This window comes from Sphaerospermopsis sp. LEGE 08334, assembly GCF_015207205.1.
GTDB lineage: Bacteria > Cyanobacteriota > Cyanobacteriia > Cyanobacteriales > Nostocaceae > Sphaerospermopsis.
The window spans coordinates 1-19,882 of record NZ_JADEXH010000032.1 but is presented as its reverse complement, the minus strand read 5'-3'; the positions used below and the strand labels follow the sequence as shown (position 1 = coordinate 19,882).

Below are 19,882 nucleotides of genomic sequence, written 5' to 3'. Positions count from 1 at the left end.
AATCAATATAACCTAGTAAATTCAGGTAAATATTGCCCTGTTCATTAAATAGGTAAATTTTATGTCAACAGATAAAAAAGCTCAAAACTATCCAGAAAACATAGACAACCAATTGTATATAAATTAATCTACAGGGTGTTTGAATAACTACCAAATTTAACGCCGTGCTAAACAATATCACTGAAAAATTTGAGCGATGAATAGTTTATTTGGTAATTTTTTCAGCAGCTTGAAAAAAAAATCCTTATTGCTGGTGCTGTCAATTTTGCTGCCGACATTTGGAATAAGTAATTCTGTGATGGCAGCCGAGAAAATTTATGTTTCTTATTCTGTCCTAGAAATTACCATTCCCGTGATGAGTTTAGAAACCTATACAAAAACGGGAATAATTGATGATAAAATAGCGGTTTATCAACAATATATTTCATCTGATAAACTGCAAGAATTACGCCAAATTTTACTCAGGAATGTCAAAATTACTCCCGCAGTTGCATCACAATTTCTCCACACACAGCAAGGTGAATTTATAGTGCAACGTTTGGCTAAACTAATTACATCTAAATCTCCTGAAAATGAATCAGAAATTGAGGATTTACGCACTGCAATTATTTCAGCATCTGGGCAACCAGAAGGATTAACGTTATTAAATTTATTACGAAATTATCCTAGTAGTAGTATTCGTCTTAACTTGGCTGATAGCTTGGAAATAGCTGCTGAAATAGAAAATATAATTAATGAAACTCAGCAAGCGATCGCCATACTTCAACAACAATCAAAAATAGAAGCTGCTACTATCCCCAAGAAAAATTTATCCTTCTTAGCGAATTTACAAAATCCTGGTATTTTTACATTTAAAAAATCTACGCTGGAATTTTTTGATCTCACCAGAGAACGACATTTATTAACGGATATTTATATTCCCAATCTTCAAAATACCACACCAGTAATTGTGATTTCTCACGGCTTGGGTTTAGATAGCAGTAACTTTCGTTATTTAGCCAAACACTTAGCTTCTCATGGATTTGCCGTTGTCGTTCCTAATCATCCTCATCTATTTTTCAACAATAGAAATAAGAGGAAATTACAAGAAGCAAATGAATTTATCAATAGACCTTTAGATATAAAATATATATTAGATCAACTAGAAAAAACTAACCAGTCTGATGGTGAATTTAAAGGTAAATTAAATCTGCAACAAGTGGGAATATTTGGTCAGTCTTTTGGTGGTTATACTGCATTAGCTTTAGCCGGGGCAAAAATCAATTTTCAACAACTACAACAAGATTGTCAACCAGATGCGCTACAAGATACCTGGAATATGTCTTTATTGTTGCAATGTCGCGCTTTGGAATTGCAAAATAAATCTACACAACAAGAGAATATTAATTTACGAGATCAGAGAATAAAAGCCGCGATAGCTGTTAACCCCATCACCAGTTCTATATTTGGTGAATCTGGTTTAAATCAAATGCAAACTCCTGTGATGTTTATTGGTAGCAGTGAAGATACTGTAGCACCAGCTTTATATGAACAAATCCTACCTTTTTCTTGGTTAACTAATCCCCACAAATATCTTGTTATGCTTGTTGGTGCAACTCATTTTTCTAGCATTGGTAATAGTAACCCTGGAAGTCAACAAATAGCATTACCCCCAGACATGGTTGGTAATGCTTCTCAAGCGCGTACTTACATCAATTCTTTAAGTTTGCCTTTTTTCCAAACTTTTGTATATCAAAAACCACAATATCTTCCCTACCTCAACGCTGGTTATGCTCAAACTATTTCCAGTCAATCTTTAGGTTTGAATCTCGTAAAATATCTGAAAAGTCCACAGTTAGCACCAATATTAGAGCATAATAATCAACCAGCTATACCCAAAAAAAAACTCTCTTTAACTATAGTCAGATGGGGATTTTGGATATTAAATATTGGTGTCTCCCTACTACATTTGTTGATTTTTTAGTGATGTTGTTTGTTTAACTCTTGATTCCTACACTGTAATTAAATAGAAAATGCTATATAATTAATTACGTTCGCGCCAGCGTTCCGTAGGCTCTATTTCTAATTAACAATTACGAATTATTTGTGCAGGGTTTTATCAATTTAAACAAACCTTATGACTGGACCTCCCATGACTGCGTAGCACGAGTCAGAAAACTGTTGCGTTTAAAACGAGTGGGACACGCAGGAACTTTAGATCCAGCAGCTACAGGAGTTTTACCCATCGCTTTGGGTAAAGCCACCAGATTATTACAATATTTACCCGGTGAAAAAGCTTATAAAGCCACTGTCCGCTTTGGTGTGCGTACTACTACTGATGATTTGCAAGGGGAAGTTATCACCTCTCAACCTTGTCCTGGCTTAAATTTAACCGCCATAGAAACCGAAATACCCCAATTTATCGGTCAAATTGAGCAAATTCCCCCTAGTTATAGCGCTATTCAAGTAGAGGGTAAACGCCTGTATGATTTAGCACGTCAAGGGGAAATTGTACAAGCACCAGTGAGAACGGTAGAAGTATTAAAAATAGAGATTTTAGACTGGCGTAATAGTGATTTCCCGGAATTGGATCTGGCGATCGCCTGTGGTGCAGGAACATATATTAGAGCGATCGCCCGTGACTTAGGCATAATTTTAAACACAGGTGCAACCCTCGCCGCCTTAACCAGAACCGAAAGCAGCGGATTTTACTTACAAGATAGTCTTACCTTAACAGACTTAGAAACCCAACTGCAAACCGGCACATTTCAAACCATCCCCTCAGATGCAGCATTACAACAACTATCACCCGTAAACCTACCAGACACATTAGCCAAAAAATGGTGTCAAGGTCAAAAAGTTCCTGTAAATCTTGACGTTTCAGATTTAGTCAGAGTTTATGAACAAGAAAACCGCTTTTTAGGAGTTGGTAAAATCCAAGATCAAATATTAATACCCCAAATGGTTTTTGAACCTATTTCCTAACAGCTATCAGTTATCAGCAAATTTAGAAAACCATCCATAAAAAATTATTCCCAAGTTCCCACATCCCGTAAAATACTAGGAATCTCACCTTGGGATAAAGGAAACTCTAAAATAGTTTCTCTATATCCCAAATATCCCGACTCAGTAAAAGACATTAACATCCGCGCTAATGCTAACCATACCTCAGATTCATATTCCCAATCTTGATCACGTCTAGCATGACCAGCAATAGAACGTAAAGCCCAAAAATAAGAATTTCTCACCACCGAACCACCTTTTTTAAATTCCGGGACATCCTCATGGTGAATAAATAAAACATTATTTTCAATTCTTGCTCTCATAATCATTTTAGATTTTAGATTTTAGATTTTAGATTGTAGATTTTGTAAGCATTCAGCCGTCAAATATCAGCTATATAGCGTTTCCCAGTCTCATGAGGTACACCCTAATTTATTTACTGTTCCCAATTCCCAATTCCCTAAGATAAAAAACTCTGTACCTCACTAGCTTGGTAAATGCTATATATTGTAAATTGAATATTTTTACTGATAAAAGTTGGTAAGGCCAAGTAGGATTGCGTTTGACATCCACTGTCATTGTTCCTTGAGACTCAATAGATTCTCAAGTTTTCAAACAACCTCTTAGCAATTTTTGATTACTTCTAATAGTTCACTAGGATGATTAATTAGAAAATCAGGATTTTCCTTAGCTAGTGCTTCAGGAGAATTAAAACCCCAAGTAACAGCAACTACTTTAATATTAGCTTTTTTGGCTGCTTCTACATCTCTGGTTTCATCTCCCACATAAATTGCAATCTGTGGTTTAATTTGCTTTTGTCTTAATACATTATTAATTATAGTTGTTTTCCCAAAAATTGTTACTCCTGAGTGAATAAATTCAAATAAATCATCTAAATGATGGCATTTGAGAAATTCACTCACGTTTTCTTGAGAATTAGAAGTGATAATTCCCAATCTATATCCATGATTTTTGAGTTCTATAAGTGCTTCTTTAATTCCTGGTATAGATTCTAAATCTTTGATTTTGGTTTTTAATTCACCTTTCACTTTTTTTACTAAAAAAGGTATTCTTAACAAAGAAACACCTGAATATTTAATAATTTCTCTAGCGGTTAAATTCCTTAATACAGTCAGTTCATTAGCAGAGATTTGTATATAACCAAACTCTACAGCTAAACGATTGGCAATAGTTACAAGAGCATCTACTGTATCTGCAATTGTGCCATCAAAATCAAAGATTATTACTTTTTGAGTCATTTTTTAGTTTAGATGAGTCAAGATTAGCACGGGCATTTCTTCGTAACATTTCGGGTTTAATGCGTCGCAAAGCTGATGCTGTAAATCGTCTATCCCACTCCTCATCTGTGATTTGCGCTAATTCTACCAGCTTGGGTGCTAAATTTTCAGGATATGGTTGAAAATCTGTAACATCAGTAATTTGAGCAAAACGCTGATTCCACGGACATACATCTTGACAAATATCACAACCGGCAACCCATCCGTGCAAGTTGGTTTTAATATTTTCTGGTAATATTTCTGCTCGATTTTCAATAGTGTGATAGGCAATGCACCTGTTAGCATCGACTACAAAGGGTTGAGTAATCGCAGCAGTAGGACAAGCTTGGATACATCTTGTACAAGTACCGCAATGTTGGGTAGCAGGGCGATCGCTCTCTAACTCGATATTAGTTAATATTTCTCCTAAAAATACCCAAGATCCATATTCTCTAGTAATGACATTAGCATTTTTGGCAATCCAACCAATACCAGCTTTTTGCGCCCAAACTTTATCTTGTACTGGTCCTGTGTCTGCGTAATATCTGGCTTTTATACCTTCACCCTGTGATTCTAACCAGGTAGCCAGTTGTTTTAGTTTCTTGTGCAGTACCTTATGATAATCCCTTCCCCAGCCATAACGGGAAATTTTCCCGTATTCTTTCCCTTCTGGATGTTGATGGGGTGTGTAATAATTTAACGCCACACAAATCAGCGATCGCACTTCTGGCATCACTAACCGAATATCCTGACGTTTTGGGTTTCCCATCCATTCCATATCAGCGTGATAACCCATCTCCATCCATGCTTGCAACTTTTGAACTTCTGTAGCGTCTACCCCTTCCACCGCAGCAATACCCACCTTGTGAAAGCCTATCTCTTGGGCTTTCTCTTTGATGACGCTGCTAGTTAAGGCACACTCGTTCATGTTTACACTCCTTCCTGGTGTAGTTGCCAAGTTTTTGTGTTAATGAACCGCAAAGTACGCAAAGTACACAAAGGAATAGTAGGAGTAATCAGAAAAACAACTTTGAGATTATACACAATATCGTAAATATTTTCATTTGATCTCCTTAACTCTATGATTTGTAAATTTTATTTGCATTTTGTTAAGAAATAATGCAAAATAGTTGACAAGAGGTCAAGCAACCCAGAGTGATGCCCACCTCCCACTGATTAACAACAAATTTAGTTAATAAACTGTGGTGAATATAATGACTTTCACTTCTGATTCAGCTTCAACCCGCTTTTCTGGTACTTTTAACTACAGCAACCAAACAATTGATGCTGTCTCTTCAACCATTGCTGTATTTAAAGCCCTCAGCGTTGATGACCAACTAGCAGTGTTGTGGTACGCATACACAGAAATGGGTAAATCCATTACCCCCGCCGCTACAGGTGCAGCTAGATTACAATTGGCAGAAGGTTTGTTGAATCAAATTAAAAAAATGTCTCATGCAGAGCAGTTGGAAGCGATGCGTGATTTAGCTGGTCAAAAAAATACTCAAGTTTCTCGTTCTTACGGTATTTTCAGTGCTAACACTAAGTTAGCTTTCTGGTACGAATTAGCAGAATTAATGGCAAAAGGTTTTGTAGTACCAGTACCACCAGGTTATCAGATTTCTCGTGATGGCGCACAAGTTTTACAAACTCTCAAAGAATTAGATTTTGGTCAGCAAATTACAGTTTTCCGCAAAGTAGTTACAGAAATGGGTGTTGATCCTTTAGCTGACTAATTGCTGATATTCTCCCAACCTCAATGTCTTTTTCAATTTTTATTCCCAGGTAATTACTTGGGAATAATTTATTTATATTAGCAGTTTACCTATTCCCTCCCTCTTTTACTGTCACCTGTCACCTGTTACCTGTTACCTAATTAATATGAATATCACTATTGAAGGAATTACAGAACCAACACTATTAACTTATTTTACCACTTTAAACGCAGGTGATTTTACAAATACTGCGGCATTATTTACTGAAGATGGTTTGATGTATCCACCATTAGAGTCTGCTGTTGCAGGAAGAGAGGCGATCGCTTCCTATCTTTTTCAAGAAGCGCAAGACATTAAAGCCGAACCCCACCAAGGAATTATTGAAAATTTAGCAGATCAAAAAATCCAAATTCAAGTTACAGGTAAAGCACACACTTCTTGGTGTAGTGTTAATGTTTTATGGTTATTTATTCTCAACCCACAACGGGAGATTGTAGAAGCCAAAATCCAACTTTTAGCTTCACCCCAAGATTTACTTTCCTTGCGTCCACCAAATAAAGAATATACTATTACGCCATTCAATAATTGATAATTGATAATTTTAGGTAGGAATTACGCATTGACCAGATTTATTCAGCAATTTATTCAGTAACCCCTACTTATCTTTGAGAATTCGTATTAGTGCCAAGGTATGAAAATGCCTTGCTGAATTAAACATTCAATATGCTTCACTTTACCTCTGGAAAAAATGCCAAATCTCCACCTATTACCGTAGGAACTAAAACTGCACGGTCTAAATATTTATTTCCCCGTTCGCAGGAGGTTTCTGGGCTGAATAAACAAGCATGACAAGCAGCCCAATGTAAAGAAGTTGTTCCCTGAAAAGGTGTGTGTTCTGCACACAAAGGATCAGAAGTACACAACTGCATTTGTTCTAAAGCTTGATCAATATGATAACCCAGCTTTTTTGGTTCTCCTAAACTGACTAAACCTCCTAAAGTTCCTTCGCTATCAGGTGCGGCAGTATAGATTAATATACCTGCCATTGGACCGCCTTCTTCTTGAGGACGTTTGGAGTAAATTCTTTCTTTTAAACTAGCCGCATTATAGCCACATTCTATGGACATTTGTCGCATCAGGGCATGGGCAAAGGAATGTAATAAAATATAACGAACTCCAGGGAATGTGATTTTTACTGGGTCGAGAGAACGAATTTTACACCACTGTTTATGAGCTTCAAAAGCTTGAGTTTGATAATCTTGTAATAGTTGATTTTGTTCCCATTGACTCAGTTTTTCTTCGTTAAATTGCATAAAAATACCTTCGCCTTTTACCTCACTGGCGGGGATCCATTGAGGATTTTTACGGCTCAAGTCTACTTTACTTTTAGGACAATTTTTATGAACATATTTAGTTTGATCTGGTCGGTAAGGATTATCTTTTAATTGAAAAAGTTCTGATTTTAGAGGTGCAAGTAAATGACATTTGGGGCAAACCATCCAACTAGGAAAAGGTGCAACTGGGATTCCTATTCTGTTGACTTCATCAAAGGGACTGGATGATGTAATATTTTCTGGAGGTGTGGGAGGTGAAAGCAGTTTTTTGACTTGTGAACCTAATTCTTTACGCACAGCAGCTAAAAGTCTGGGTTCATTTAATTCAATTGAATTTTGAGTGTTCCAGTCTTCTAAACCCATAACCATAACTGAGAGGTTGGGTAGGTCTAGTACAGCACCAACACCAAAGGAAAATAATATTTGACTGGGGCGTAATTCGCCAACTTTGTATTTATACATTTTGGGAATTGACAGTTGACAGGTGACAGTTGACAGTTGGTAATTGGGAAGCATAAGATCCCCGACTTCTATGATTAATTGCTCATATTCTGAATAAAATAAAGACAGAAGTAGGGGATTTTTTGGTGTTTACTAATTCTGATTCTGTTTAATCATTTTTTCAGGAAGGCGGTTAATGTCGTCGTTGGGTACTTGGTCCTGTAAAATTAATCCTACGGTTGGTTCTACGTTGCGTAGGGAATTTAAACAAGTAAAGTCTTGCCAGTTTTCTCGACCTGCTGATTTTAATAGTTCTATGGTTAAACCGTCCTTCTGTTCTATTTGGTATTTGAGAATGCCTCCACCTTGTAGGTTTTGGGCTTTGCTTAACCAAATATCTAGTTTGGCTTCTAGTGCTTGTTTGACCATTTTCTGGGTTTCAGCATCTCCTACTAATCCGGCGCGATCGCAAATTGCATCAATGGCAGCTTTAATATAAGGATGGTGGCGTTCTATTCTTCCCGCTTGGTCATTACCGTTAAATTCTTTACCTGCTAACCTCACTAACGCTACAAATAATGCTGATAAACCTCTATCAATGGCACGGGGGGCAAAAGGTGTTAATGATAAGGCTTCTACGTGCTGGTAAAAGGTGGCGTGGTAATGTTTACATCTTTCATAATGGGATAAGTCTCTAGGACGCGCCCAATTATACACTGTTAATACTAAACCTGGATATGTCCGCCCTACTCAGCTGGTAGCTTGAATATACTCGGCGGTGTTTTTTGGTTGTCCTGTTACTGCCATGATCCCTAAGCGTTTTACGTCCACACCTACGGAAATCATGTTAGTAGCTAGGAGAACATCTAATGGTTCTATTTGATTAATTGTTTGTTTTGCGTTCCCTTTTGCGTTTCGCTTGGCTTTAATTTCGGCATCTTTTTGCGGATCAAAGGTTGTTTCTAGTCTGTCTAATATGACGGGAATTTCTGTAGAGTCTCTGCGTGATGTCAGTTCTTCTAAGTTTATTCTCAGTCTTTTTGCTAGTCCCCGACGATCCATTTTTCCTAACCGAATACGCACATCATCATCTACTAATCTCCGCATTCCCCCTAGTTCTCGCATGGAATTAAAATAACCTACTAAGGTCATCCAAGGATCAGCGCGATCGCCATATCCTTGATTTTCATACAAAAATTGAGAAGCTGATAAAATCGCTACATATACTCTAATTAATACCGCTTTTAATCTGCGTCCTGTGGCACAAATTCCCAAATAACGTCTACCGGGGTTAATTTCACTGGGTGGACGTTGACGGGAAAAAAAGTTATCTTCCACATCCAAACACTGGGGAGGAAATACCTGTAAATCCCGCAAAAACAAGTTATGTATTTGACTTTTTGCTTGGCGAATCGTCGCCGTAGAAGCCACAACTTTAGGGCGTACTTTTTTACCGTCTACTTCCCAGGATGCTAATTCATCTACAGCAGTTTCATAAAGTCCCACTAATGTACCTAAAGATCCACTAATCAGGTGTAACTCATCTTGAATAATTAAATCTGGTGGGCGTAACTGTTTACAGGGAATGGTCTTGGACGCAAGTAAGTTAATAGTTTTACGGTGTAAATTTGTATTTTCTATATCAGAAGACCGAAAGCCATGCCGCTGACAATAGCTGTCTACTTGCCCAAACAACATCTGTATTTCGCCTTTCCAGGGCATTTGGGCAAATTTATCCACTGTAGCAATTAGTAAACTCGGTAAACGACGATATATTTCTTCATCAACTACCAGAATGGGTAAACCCTCACCCTGAGATTGTTTTTCTGTAAATAAACACCGTCCTAAGTCATCACCACAGTATATTAAAGTCCGTCCCCTTCCTTTAGTGACGGATTCAACTTTTATATGTTTACCTGGGTTAATTTTGCTACCACACCAAGGACAATTAGTTAATTGATGGGGTGAACCGCTACCGCTTTGTTGATATTGTCCCCGTTCTTGTTTACAAAATTCTTCGCTTTGATTGGTATGGTTGGGAGTTGTACGTTGACCTACCCATAAACCAATTCTAAAAGGTTCTTTACCCCATTTACTTTCATCTTTTCTACGGATAGATTCACAAGCACAAATCAAAGTGGTAGCGCGTTGAAATTGTTGTAAGGTCAATAATCGCAGAGTGTAGCGCATGAGAACAGCAACCCCATATTCCCCAGAACGTCCCGCAATATTACCTTGTAATCTGCGTAAACCCAGAGTATAAGCAGTTAAACCTAAATATGCTTCCGTTTTACCCCCACCTGTGGGAAACCAAAGTAAATCTGCGATCGCATTTTGGGGATGACTTCTATCAGGGTGATGTAAATTATTAATACTGGGTAAATTGAGTAAAATAAATGCTAATTGAAAGGGAAACCATCGGGGTTGAGAAAGGGAAATTTGTTGAAAATCTGCGGTTTTACCTTGACGAATTTGTTCTGAATAAATAGAATGAATCCTCTGTAAATACATTGCTTGATTCATAAATCTAAAAGCGTCTGCTGCTTTTTCATCACTTTCTAGCAATGTCAAACCTTCCCTAATTCTATTTAAAGTTTGTTCACAGTTTTGAATAGCAGTTTTCGCTTCATTTTCATAGTCTGTTAATCCTGCTGCGGGGTCTGATATGCGTTGTTTTTGGTTATTAATCCAACTTTGATAAGCTGTAATTAAAGGACTAATTTTATTAGCAAAATCAACAGTTGCAGTGGTAGATAATTCTTGCATATCTAAAACCAAACCTGCTAATTCGGGAATTTCATCTACTTGGGGAGGAGAAGTTTTAGGAACTTCATACGCAGGAATAACGGAAATTGATAATTCTACAGCACGTTCTGTAGTTCCTGAAGCTGTTTTTGCATGGACACTGACACCATGACCAATAGCAAATTCTACCTGTTTTCGGTAAAGCATGGCCATAGTTTTTTCTTCAGTGTAAATTACAGGATCTAATTTTCCTAAAGAACGGGGTTGATGTCGTTTTAAGAAAATATCAGGATGTTGAACATCCGCCGATTTAACGCTTAATTCTGGTTGAAATAACCAAGTTTCATCTCGTTTTTCTTTAGTTTCTCTTTGTCCATTAACTAAAAATAAACTAACGATAAAATCACCATTACTTTGTTTTCTGATCTTTCCTTTAACATAAACTTCTGGATATTGTACATCAACTATCCAATTATCAATTACTCCTTCAATTAAAGGAATTGCAGGAGAATTAGCGCGAATTTGTTCCCGTTTCCAAACCTTTTTAGGTTTACCATCTGTTGTAGTCAAGATTTCGCTATTAGTGCGGTGATAGTGTCCCCATCCTGCGGTAATTTCTAATGTTTTAGCTGTACCATCAACACAAAATTTCATTCCCAAAGAAGAAGGAAACATAGTTTCTAATGGTGGGACATTAACTTCTGTGCTACCATCTTCCGCAGTACCTTTACCACTAATTGCTAATTCATCATTATTTCCCGGTAAATAACAATCAACTTCCCGTAAAGGTTCATCTAAATTATCATCTTTTGATATTTTATCAACCACACTAGAGTTTTCTCTTGTTTCTTCCGTAACGTTGTTGATAAGTTGTCTGTTTGGTATTTGCTAATTTATTAATTGTCAGAATCAGGATAACCAGGATTTGAAGATTTACAGGATGTGGTTGATAAATTGTCTGTGAATATTTAATATTATAAAATACAGTTGTTTTTACAATAAACTCATAAACTTAGATAAATTATCCATTATATATCATCCTTGAATCTGTATTTCTCATAGACAATAAAACACTAACATCCTGTAAATCCTTCAATCCTGGACATCCTGATTCTGACAAAAGAAAAATCCCAAACACCCCACAAAAAATATATCAATCACATCCTGAAAATCCTCAAATCCTGAAAATCCTGATTCAGACAATTCCCAATTTATGTTATAATTAAAATTACTAATAAAATCTGATTTAACCGTGAGTTTTGACAACGTTTGTAAGCTATTAGCTGAAAAATATCCTCTTGATTTTGCTCGGTGGTTACTACCAGAAGAACCACAAACCGTCAAAGTCTTAAAAACTGAATTGAGTATTGAACCAATTCGTGCTGATTTTGTCACATTTCTGAAAAGTGAAAACCAAATTTTACACATTGAATTTCAGACACTATCAACTTCTCGAAAACCCATTCCTTTTCGCGTCCTAGATTATTATATTCGGTTAAAAAGATTATATACCGAATGTACTATTATCCAAGTCGTGATTTTTCTCCAGGAAACAGAAGATGAAAATGCTTTTATCAATGTTTACCAAGATGTAAATACTACCCACTATTATCAAGTAATTAGAATGTGGGAACAAGACCCTGCGTTATTTCTTAATAATCCCGCACTCTTACCATTAGCACCATTAACCCGCACTAATTCACCTCAAGATTTATTATCACAGGTTGCTGAAAGTGTTGCTAAAATTGAGGAAATAGAAATCAAGCGGGATATTGTAGCTTGTACTGAGATTTTAGCAGGTTTACGGTTTGAGAAGCAACTAATTAGTCAATTACTTAGGGAGGATATTATGCGAGAATCAGTCATTTATCAAGATATTTTCCAAAAAGGTGAGAAACAAGGTGAAAAACTCGGTAGGACAGAAGGTGAACAAAGGACAATTATCCGTCAACTTACTCGTCGGTTTGGAGAATTAGATTCATCATTGGTTGATAGAATCAAAACTTTGAATATTGAAAAGTTGGATAATTTAGCAGATGCTTTATTAGACTTTTCTAATATCAATGATTTGGTAATTTGGTTAAATGACAATCAACATGAAGGTCAAAATTAATCAACACTAACAACTGTAATTTTATGAGAGTCCGTTTTAACGGACTTTCTCTATAAGATGGGGAATTTATTATATATTGTCTGAATCAGGATAACCAGGATTTAACCCGGATTTCTCACAAGAGTAAAAAATAATTGATGAAAAGCTACACCAAGTGAAATTTATTTGATACATGAAGCGCAGCGAGGATAAAAAATAAATATTACCGCACAAATTCGATAATAAAAGTAAAAAGGATTATGTAATTTAGCAGCCAAATACGGAGAAAAAGATTCTTTTAGTGAAATCAGACATCAGAAAACAGAGTTAAGAAAAAACTTATTTCTCAACCCTAAATAAAAACTAAGAATGAGCTATTGAATTGCCGAATAATTAACCAGGATTGGGTAATAACTGCAAACAACGGAAAGCAGCAGCATAAATATCCTGGTAAGGACAAGAACTATTAATTGCAATCAAAATCCTGCGGCTACTGACAGTAATCAAAGCCCCTAACTTCAACAACTTAGTACGAATAGTCCCAACTTGGGCATTCCGTAATTCAGTCTTAGCTAAACATTTATTTCGCAAAGCATTCATCAAAACATAAGCAATGGAAGAGAACCACAAACGTAATTGATTACCCGCAAATGTATGTGTACTGGTTCTATCACTAAACAGTTCTAACTGTTGTTCCTTAAAACGATTTTCCATCTCACCTCTGGGACAATACTTTTGAGTATAAAGTTCACCAGGGGGTATTTTATTTGTGGGAATTGATGTGACAACAAAGCGAACATTAGTTCCGTTTGACCCATGTTCGACTTTGGCAACTACACGACGAGTCCGACTCCAAGAGGTGAGAGTTTGATAGTTTATAGACCGATACCAAATGGAATTGTCAATGAGTTGAGATGCCATTTCTTTGAGTTGAACATCTGGGGTAAATAGGGTTTCTAAAAATGAAACTACTGTGGACACCTTTTGCTCAAACTCTTGCTGGGCTTGATTTTGAGTATTTGTTGTCATTTTGATTAACCGACTATTTTGTGATATCTACTTTCTGCTCCCTGTTTGATGTTTTCTGGACAATGTTCTAGCCGATTTAATGTACTTTTTGAAGCTAATGTTACTGGTTCTTTTGTTTGACCTATTCTTTTTCCTAATGCTATGGCAAACATGGGGTCATGACGTAGTTCTTCATGGTCGTTTAGGTCTTCATATCCCATGATTAACCCATATATTCTTTGTGCTATCAGGTCTTCTATCGAATGTTGTCTTTTATTTGGCTGCCTGTAATCTTGGAAACATTGTGCTAGTCTTGCTGTGATTTGTAGTTTCCTGTCTATCTCCGCAATTAAACTTAGTCCTGCATCTGATGTTACTTTCCCACCTTGGAAATTTACTACTACTGGGCGGGTTTTTTCTCTTTCAAATTTGAATTGTTTTGGTGTACAATCTGTTAATACTTGGGTCATACTTTGTAACTGTTGAAATGCTTTCTACATATACATTTTCTCAGTTTTTGACCCTTTTTTTCTTTTTCTTTGTGAGAAATCCGGGTTACAGCAGTTTTCATGTATTTGTACCACATCCTTCTTGTTATCTTCCTTTCTTCCTTTGCGTCTTTGCGTCTTTGCGTGAGATTAAAAAATGTGGTTCATTTACCTGAAAATCGCTGTAAATAGGGATTGCTGAAAAAGTTATCTGTGAAAGACCAGTGACAGGTCTCCGAAAATGAATGTAGAGACGTTGCATGCAACGTCTCTACAAGGGTTCTGGAAACCGCACATTTAATTACCGGAGATGTCTATTAACTCTTACTAAAAGTTGGTTGAGCCAAAGAACGCAACAACAATTTTCTACCTAATTCAATATCTGAAGGCGCACATTGCCAATCTGGATGTGCTGTCATTAACAAACTTTCTAAAGTTTCTTGGTCAAAAAGATGACACACAGGAGCATGATTGACTTCTGCTTCTACAGCATAGCAGTTATTACTGATACAGCGAATTATACAACGGCTAGAAATTCTTGCCAGATTCAAGATTTCGCCTGGTTGTAAAGAACGAAACTTGCGAATCACCTGTTTAAACTCTTCAATCGAAGAAACTATTAACCCAGGTAGAGCTAATGTTACCTTTTTTTCTCCATTCACCGCAATCCAGTAGTGACGACTAGGATCAATACCTTCTAACCAAGGAGATTCATCATCAAGACGATAGCGGGGTGATAGGCAAAATAAAGGTTTCATAAGCAAGGTGATGAATTTAATATCAACTTCAGGCTCTTTGATTACCCAAACAGGGTTTCTAATTTTGCAAAACAGCCTTGTATCTTAAATTATTTGATAACTATCACTAATAAATCAAATAAATTTAGCAAAAGTTATTAATTTTATTCATATTTCTTAATAAATTCCCAAAGTTGTCAGCCAAAAGCTGATCATTCGATTTTGGATTTACGTTAGCGAAGCGTACACAGCGCAGCGAGTATTTTCTCGTCCTGAAGGACAGGGAAGTGTAACAAATTTGTTAATCTAAAATCTAAAATCTCAAATTCCCGGTCAGTTAACCTGTTTGGGTATCGTAGTTTCCAGCTTGAGACAATTAGCACCATCAACCTGCAACCGATACTCTACCTTGTCCATCAGACGATTCATAATTAACCATCCATAACCACCTTCTTGTTTCTGTCCAGGACTAGGAGGAAAGTAGGTAGACCAATCAAAACCTTGACCATAGTCCCAAACTTCGATCGCTAATTTCCGATCTTTGAGTTCTAAACGCAGCAATATGGGTAAACTAGGCTGATCTTTGTGAGCATGACGTACAGCGTTGGTGTATGCTTCAACCAAAGCCAAACGCAAACGAGATGATTGCTCTGACCAATCCACAGAGTCCCCCAAGTGGATTTTCAAGCATCCCAACAACCAAGTCTCGACGATATTGATAAAACTCAAGTCACTTGGTACATGAAGCTCACTTTTCATTAGTTACAAAACCTCCAGGGAAAGTAGAGTTTGGTCATCGTCTTGAACATGATTATCTGTTTGAATACGAGTGAGTAAATTTTCAAGAGATAAAGGTTGAAGTTGCTCTTGTATAAGTCGCCAAATACCTTCTTGCTTGAGCATAAAAAAGTTATTAGGCATAGTGCTACTATCATTTTTTTCAGAATATTTTGAATTTATTGATACTTTGGCTTCCGTAATTCCATCACTAGCTAATAGTAGGGTATCTCCAGGAGAGAGAATTAAGCGCCCTGACTGTGCTTGCCATTGGGGTAAAATGCCCAAAGGAACACTGCGGATTGTCAGGTAATGGGGTTGAGTAGCTAAAGTTACTGGTTTTGACCACCAGAAAGGATAGATATGACCAGCATTAGCATAGACAAGTTCCTGGGTAGTTCTGTTATAATTGGCAATAACAAGAGTAATAAAATAATTGTTACTGATTAAGTCATCAGCTAGAGCATAGTTGAGATTTTGCATAACAATATTCGGCTCCGCTGGTGATTCCTGAGATAATTCCCGACGCAACAGAGAAATAGCACTGGCCATAAATAAAGCCGCTGGTACACCTTTACCAGAAACATCACCAACAGCGAGCCACAAGTCACCTTGAGGATGGACAAAAACTTCAAAAAAATCTCCTCCTACTTCCCTTGCTGGGTAGCAGCAAGCTTGTATTTTTACACCATCAATTTTTGGTAAGGTTTGACGGAGCAGATTATTTTGAATTTGCCGAGCTAATTGCAATTCAACCCGGATTTGTTGTTGTTTTTCTTGCAGACTTTGGTAGAGTTTAGCTTGGGAGAGAGCTAAAGCAGCTTGTTCTGCTACACCTGTAATTAGTTGAATATCTTCATCCTGCCAAAGTTGTTCACTTCCCCCTTGATAGAGAGTCATTACAGCTAGTAAGTGCTGCTGGTAGCTAAAGGGTACAACTAGGTAGTGATAAGGATTTTGATCATAAGTATCTTGAGCTAATTGATATTTTTGGGTGTGGAGAACTTCTGTAATTAAAGAGATAGAGTCTAGAGGTGGAGTGATTTCTAAGGAGTGAGGAGCATGATAGGAAAACTGGTTTTGTGTCAGGCGATCGCCCTCTACTAATCTCAATACACAACTGGTAGCAGCAAATGTTTGTCCAATAGTAACCACAATCTTTTGTAAGCTGCTGTCATAGTCCAAAGATTCACGAATTGCCGTTGTTACAGCATTAAATAAAGATTCTCTTTTCAGAGCATGGCGGAGTTCTCTTGTACGCTTTTTAACTAAAGTATAGGTATCCCGTCCCTGCTCAACTAATGCCTTGAGTTGTTCAGGTTTCCAAGGTTTAGTGATGTACTTGAATACCTGACCAGAGTTAATTGCATCCACCAAATCTTCAACATCCGTAAAACCAGTCAGTAAAATGCGAATTGTGTCGGGGAAACGTTCCACTGTGCGACTGAAAAACTCTGTGCCATTCATATCTGGCATTCTTTGGTCAGAGATAATCACAGCCATCTCCCCCACCTGATCTAAAATTGCCAAAGCATCATGGGCGTTAATGGCTTGATATACTTTAAAGTCTCGCCAAAAAGTGCGGTAGAGCAAGTCCAGATTGTCTGGCTCATCATCTACCACCATAAGCTTGAGCTTTTCTACCTCTTTCTCAGTCATATCTGACCATATTTTTAGATACTTTTATGGCAGGTAACTTTTCACAATGAACAGGAAAAAACTATTGATTTTCAGTAATTAGCTATACATGATACAGCAGATTGCAGATCCATTAGGTACAGAATCTAAATTGAAATCTATACACTAAGCTAGTTTTACTCCTGACTCCTGACTCCTGACTCCTGACTCCTGACTCCTGACTCCTGACTCCTGCTGTATCTGTACCTCATCATAATGGAAAATGCTGTATCACTTCTTAGCAGTTAATAGCCCACGATTCCACAACGCAAAACCTACCAATCTTCATACAGTAGGAGTCAGCCCCGGCAGCAAAAGCAGCCAACACAGATTCCTTATTATCCTGTAAAGTCAAAATTAACACATTGGTCTTGAACTCTTGAGTTTCAGTAATACTTTTTACCTCTATTGTTAGCTCAATACCATCCTTATCTGGTACACCGATGATTGTTAAGTCAAAGAAGAATGGCGCTAAAAGTAAGCTGATATGTACAATCCGTGTGGGAAAAAATTTGATAAACTAAGCTTCTAAATAATTTCGTGTAAATCTCACAAAAATATACTATGTATAAATTAGGCGCAAAATATTCAGTATTGGGTTTACCAGTTCATGTGATGACAAACTATCCCAACTGGTTGTTAGAATGCCTCCAAGCAGGTAGGGGAACTCATGTAGTCACGCTTAATGCAGAAATGACTATGCAAGCAGAGCGTAATCGCTCCCTAGCAGAAGTAATTCAAAATGCTGATCTGGTGATTCCAGATGGAGCAGGGGTAGTCTTGTATTTGCAGTATTTATTAAGGCAAAAAGTAAAACGTTGTCCAGGAATTGAATTAGCAGAAAAACTGTTACAAGAAATCGCTCAACAAAAAACAGACACCAAAATATTTTTCTATGGAGGAGCTACGGGAGTAGCTGCAAATGCCGCAAAGTTTTGGCAGCAGCAAATTCCAGATTTGAATATAGTAGGGACTTACTCTGGGTATCATTCCCCAGAAGAAGAACAAATATTACAGCAGACTTTAACTCAATTGCAACCACAAGTAATATTTGTGGGTTTAGGAGCGCCACGTCAAGAGTTATGGATCGCTAAAAACCGCCATTTCTGTCCTCAAGCAATTTGGATCGGGGTTGGTGGTAGTTTTGATATTTGGTCAGGGAAAAAATCTCGCGCTCCCCGTTGGTTGGCAAATAACAATTTAGAATGGTTGTATCGTTTGTATCAAGAGCCTTGGCGTTGGCGGCGGATGCTGGCTTTGCCTGAGTTTGTACTCAAAGCCTTTGTTTATCGGTTGACTGCTAGGAGTATCCACAATGCTGGGTACTGATGGGGTAATTGGTGATGAGGATGTCTAAAAATGTCAGCAGTTTACATAGCAGAATTTCTCTTTGTTACAGGTCCTAGTGGTTCGGGAAAATCGACCTTTACCTCTCCTTACCTAGAAGTAATAAGATTGGAAAATAAAAAATTTTTTCTGGTTTTCTGATCTTGGCAAGGAGAGGTTTAAACCTTGAATGAAACAATTGTCAATTGTCAATTATCAATTGTCAATTGATAGCTAATAAACTTCTTGCTTAAGGTTTGTAGAGATTTTTTGAGATATAGGTACAAGAGGTTTAGCAGTGCTGGATAATACCATTTTTAATCCATCTACGGTTTGCAAACTATTCAATGCTGCTTGGCGAACTACCGTTTCCTCTTCCCTACTCAATAAAAGTTGCAAACATTCAATCACATCTTGCTTTACTGAAGCATCAACTTGTTTACGAGTGATGAATTTAGTTAGTTGGCGCACGGCAAGCAAGCGTTTTAAAGGATCTGTTTCTGTTAAGTTATTTAACACTTGTTCCAGATGCTCTTCCTCTTGATTTCCGTGAAAGCTGAAGATTTGCCACACCAACAAAATTAAAGTTAGTAATGTCCCAAACCCTTGCAAAATAGCACCAACAGCCATCCAGAGACTTGAAGAATCAACCCAAATGGCAGCGGCCATATAAGTCATAAAAGTAGCAATACCACCACTAGCAACTGCTAAAGCTAACCGACTGTTAGCACTGTTTAAATACCTGCGTATTTCTAACCAACTTATTTGCCAGTTCCATTTAGGTATTGCATAAGCGATGAGCATTACTCCAATGCCAACTGCAAGTGCTAACAGCAACTTCCAATTCCAAAACAGCATAGCAACGATGATTGTTAAGAAACCAAGAATGCTTCCAGGTTCAGATAAATGTTTTAATCTTCGCGGCTTTGGGCATCCTGTCTTAATCTCTGGAAGCTGGTTGATTAAGTGCCGCCAAGAAGACGAAGCCTTTGTCACAGTTTTTACCTATTTAATATCAGATTTTTTGATTCGCGGACAGAATGTACCCTTTCAAGAATTATATTTGATTCATGGACGTTTCGCAGGCAAGTCTAACCTGTGCTTAATCTAACGCTTAATCTCACGATGGTCAGAAGTTATCTTGTTCTGAGCTTGTCCTAAGTTGACAATTTAATAAACAAACCTGTACACTCATAGACAAACCTATGAGTGACTTTATGTTTAAACCTCATGAATTTGCTAAAAAAATCGGAGTTTCAGTCAAGACCTTGCAAAGATGGGAT

The 19,882-nt window shown here is 37.3% G+C and carries 16 protein-coding genes and 2 pseudogenes; 6 read left to right on the top strand and 12 right to left on the bottom strand.

Going from position 1 to position 19,882, the window contains the following annotated elements:
* Nucleotides 1–196: 196 nt before the first annotated feature.
* Nucleotides 197–1,963: an alpha/beta hydrolase gene (locus tag IQ237_RS17685; protein WP_194057485.1), complete on the top strand. Its 1,767-nt coding sequence runs from the start codon at nucleotides 197–199 to the stop codon at nucleotides 1,961–1,963.
* 122 nt (nucleotides 1,964–2,085) lie between these two features.
* Nucleotides 2,086–2,964, top strand: coding sequence for a tRNA pseudouridine(55) synthase TruB (gene truB / locus IQ237_RS17680; RefSeq protein ID WP_194057483.1), 879 nt, complete (start codon nucleotides 2,086–2,088; stop codon nucleotides 2,962–2,964).
* Nucleotides 2,965–3,008: 44 nt separating this feature from the next.
* On the opposite strand, the gene IQ237_RS17675 is transcribed toward truB, so the two are convergent.
* From IQ237_RS17675 to queG, 3 genes are all read right to left on the bottom strand, one after another.
* On the bottom strand, nucleotides 3,009–3,305 hold the full coding sequence (locus tag IQ237_RS17675) for a hypothetical protein (RefSeq protein ID WP_194057481.1): 297 nt from the start codon (nucleotides 3,303–3,305) through the stop codon (nucleotides 3,009–3,011).
* 300 nt (nucleotides 3,306–3,605) lie between these two features.
* Nucleotides 3,606–4,241, bottom strand: coding sequence for an HAD-IA family hydrolase (locus IQ237_RS17670; RefSeq protein ID WP_194057479.1), 636 nt, complete (start codon nucleotides 4,239–4,241; stop codon nucleotides 3,606–3,608).
* Nucleotides 4,216–5,187: a tRNA epoxyqueuosine(34) reductase QueG gene (gene queG / locus IQ237_RS17665; RefSeq protein ID WP_194057477.1), complete on the bottom strand. Its 972-nt coding sequence runs from the start codon at nucleotides 5,185–5,187 to the stop codon at nucleotides 4,216–4,218. The genes IQ237_RS17670 and queG overlap by 26 nt, the downstream gene beginning before the upstream one ends.
* A 286-nt stretch (nucleotides 5,188–5,473) precedes the next feature.
* On the opposite strand from queG, the gene IQ237_RS17660 reads away from it, so the two are divergent.
* Both IQ237_RS17660 and IQ237_RS17655 read left to right on the top strand, forming a co-directional pair.
* Nucleotides 5,474–5,995, top strand: coding sequence for an orange carotenoid protein N-terminal domain-containing protein (locus IQ237_RS17660; protein WP_194057475.1), 522 nt, complete (start codon nucleotides 5,474–5,476; stop codon nucleotides 5,993–5,995).
* 145 nt (nucleotides 5,996–6,140) lie between these two features.
* Nucleotides 6,141–6,563 (top strand): ketosteroid isomerase family protein, encoded by a 423-nt coding sequence (locus tag IQ237_RS17655; protein WP_194057473.1) that lies wholly within the window; start codon nucleotides 6,141–6,143, stop codon nucleotides 6,561–6,563.
* A 139-nt stretch (nucleotides 6,564–6,702) separates the two neighbouring features.
* Here the strand turns inward: IQ237_RS17655 and drmB are convergent, their stop codons facing one another.
* The 3 genes from drmB to drmA form a co-directional block, all read right to left on the bottom strand.
* Nucleotides 6,703–7,824 carry a DUF1998 domain-containing protein gene (gene drmB, locus IQ237_RS17650; RefSeq protein WP_228020431.1) on the bottom strand — a complete coding sequence of 374 codons (1,122 nt, stop codon included), beginning with the start codon at nucleotides 7,822–7,824 and terminating at the stop codon, nucleotides 6,703–6,705.
* Nucleotides 7,825–7,902: 78 nt separating this feature from the next.
* The gene (locus IQ237_RS26365) at nucleotides 7,903–8,466 is read right to left on the bottom strand and encodes a hypothetical protein (protein ID WP_228020430.1); all 564 of its coding nucleotides are present in this window, start codon (nucleotides 8,464–8,466) and stop codon (nucleotides 7,903–7,905) included.
* Nucleotides 8,467–8,499: 33 nt separating this feature from the next.
* Nucleotides 8,500–11,322 (bottom strand): DISARM system helicase DrmA, encoded by a 2,823-nt coding sequence (gene drmA / locus IQ237_RS17645; RefSeq protein ID WP_309225778.1) that lies wholly within the window; start codon nucleotides 11,320–11,322, stop codon nucleotides 8,500–8,502.
* Between the two features lie 424 nt (nucleotides 11,323–11,746).
* On the opposite strand from drmA, the gene IQ237_RS17640 reads away from it, so the two are divergent.
* Nucleotides 11,747–12,607: a DUF4351 domain-containing protein gene (locus tag IQ237_RS17640; RefSeq protein ID WP_194057469.1), complete on the top strand. Its 861-nt coding sequence runs from the start codon at nucleotides 11,747–11,749 to the stop codon at nucleotides 12,605–12,607.
* Between the two features lie 372 nt (nucleotides 12,608–12,979).
* On the opposite strand, the pseudogene IQ237_RS17635 reads toward IQ237_RS17640, so the two are convergent.
* The 5 genes and pseudogenes from IQ237_RS17635 to IQ237_RS26360 all read right to left on the bottom strand — a co-directional run.
* A pseudogene (locus tag IQ237_RS17635) lies at nucleotides 12,980–14,064 on the bottom strand (transposase).
* A gap of 335 nt (nucleotides 14,065–14,399) precedes the next feature.
* Nucleotides 14,400–14,840 carry a hypothetical protein gene (locus tag IQ237_RS17630; protein ID WP_194057467.1) on the bottom strand — a complete coding sequence of 147 codons (441 nt, stop codon included), beginning with the start codon at nucleotides 14,838–14,840 and terminating at the stop codon, nucleotides 14,400–14,402.
* A 312-nt stretch (nucleotides 14,841–15,152) separates the two neighbouring features.
* Complete coding sequence (locus tag IQ237_RS17625) at nucleotides 15,153–15,578, bottom strand: anti-sigma regulatory factor (RefSeq protein ID WP_194057465.1); 426 nt, start codon at nucleotides 15,576–15,578, stop codon at nucleotides 15,153–15,155.
* A gap of 3 nt (nucleotides 15,579–15,581) precedes the next feature.
* Nucleotides 15,582–17,255, bottom strand: coding sequence for a SpoIIE family protein phosphatase (locus tag IQ237_RS17620; protein WP_194057463.1), 1,674 nt, complete (start codon nucleotides 17,253–17,255; stop codon nucleotides 15,582–15,584).
* Between the two features lie 289 nt (nucleotides 17,256–17,544).
* Nucleotides 17,545–17,718: pseudogene (locus IQ237_RS26360) on the bottom strand (DNA-binding response regulator); the annotation flags it as partial.
* A gap of 119 nt (nucleotides 17,719–17,837) precedes the next feature.
* Between IQ237_RS26360 and IQ237_RS17615 the strand changes: the two are divergent.
* The gene (locus tag IQ237_RS17615; protein WP_194057461.1) at nucleotides 17,838–18,602 is read left to right on the top strand and encodes a WecB/TagA/CpsF family glycosyltransferase; all 765 of its coding nucleotides are present in this window, start codon (nucleotides 17,838–17,840) and stop codon (nucleotides 18,600–18,602) included.
* Between the two features lie 231 nt (nucleotides 18,603–18,833).
* Here the strand turns inward: IQ237_RS17615 and IQ237_RS17610 are convergent, their stop codons facing one another.
* The gene (locus IQ237_RS17610) at nucleotides 18,834–19,595 is read right to left on the bottom strand and encodes an armadillo-type fold-containing protein (RefSeq protein ID WP_194057459.1); all 762 of its coding nucleotides are present in this window, start codon (nucleotides 19,593–19,595) and stop codon (nucleotides 18,834–18,836) included.
* Nucleotides 19,596–19,882: the final 287 nt, after the last annotated feature.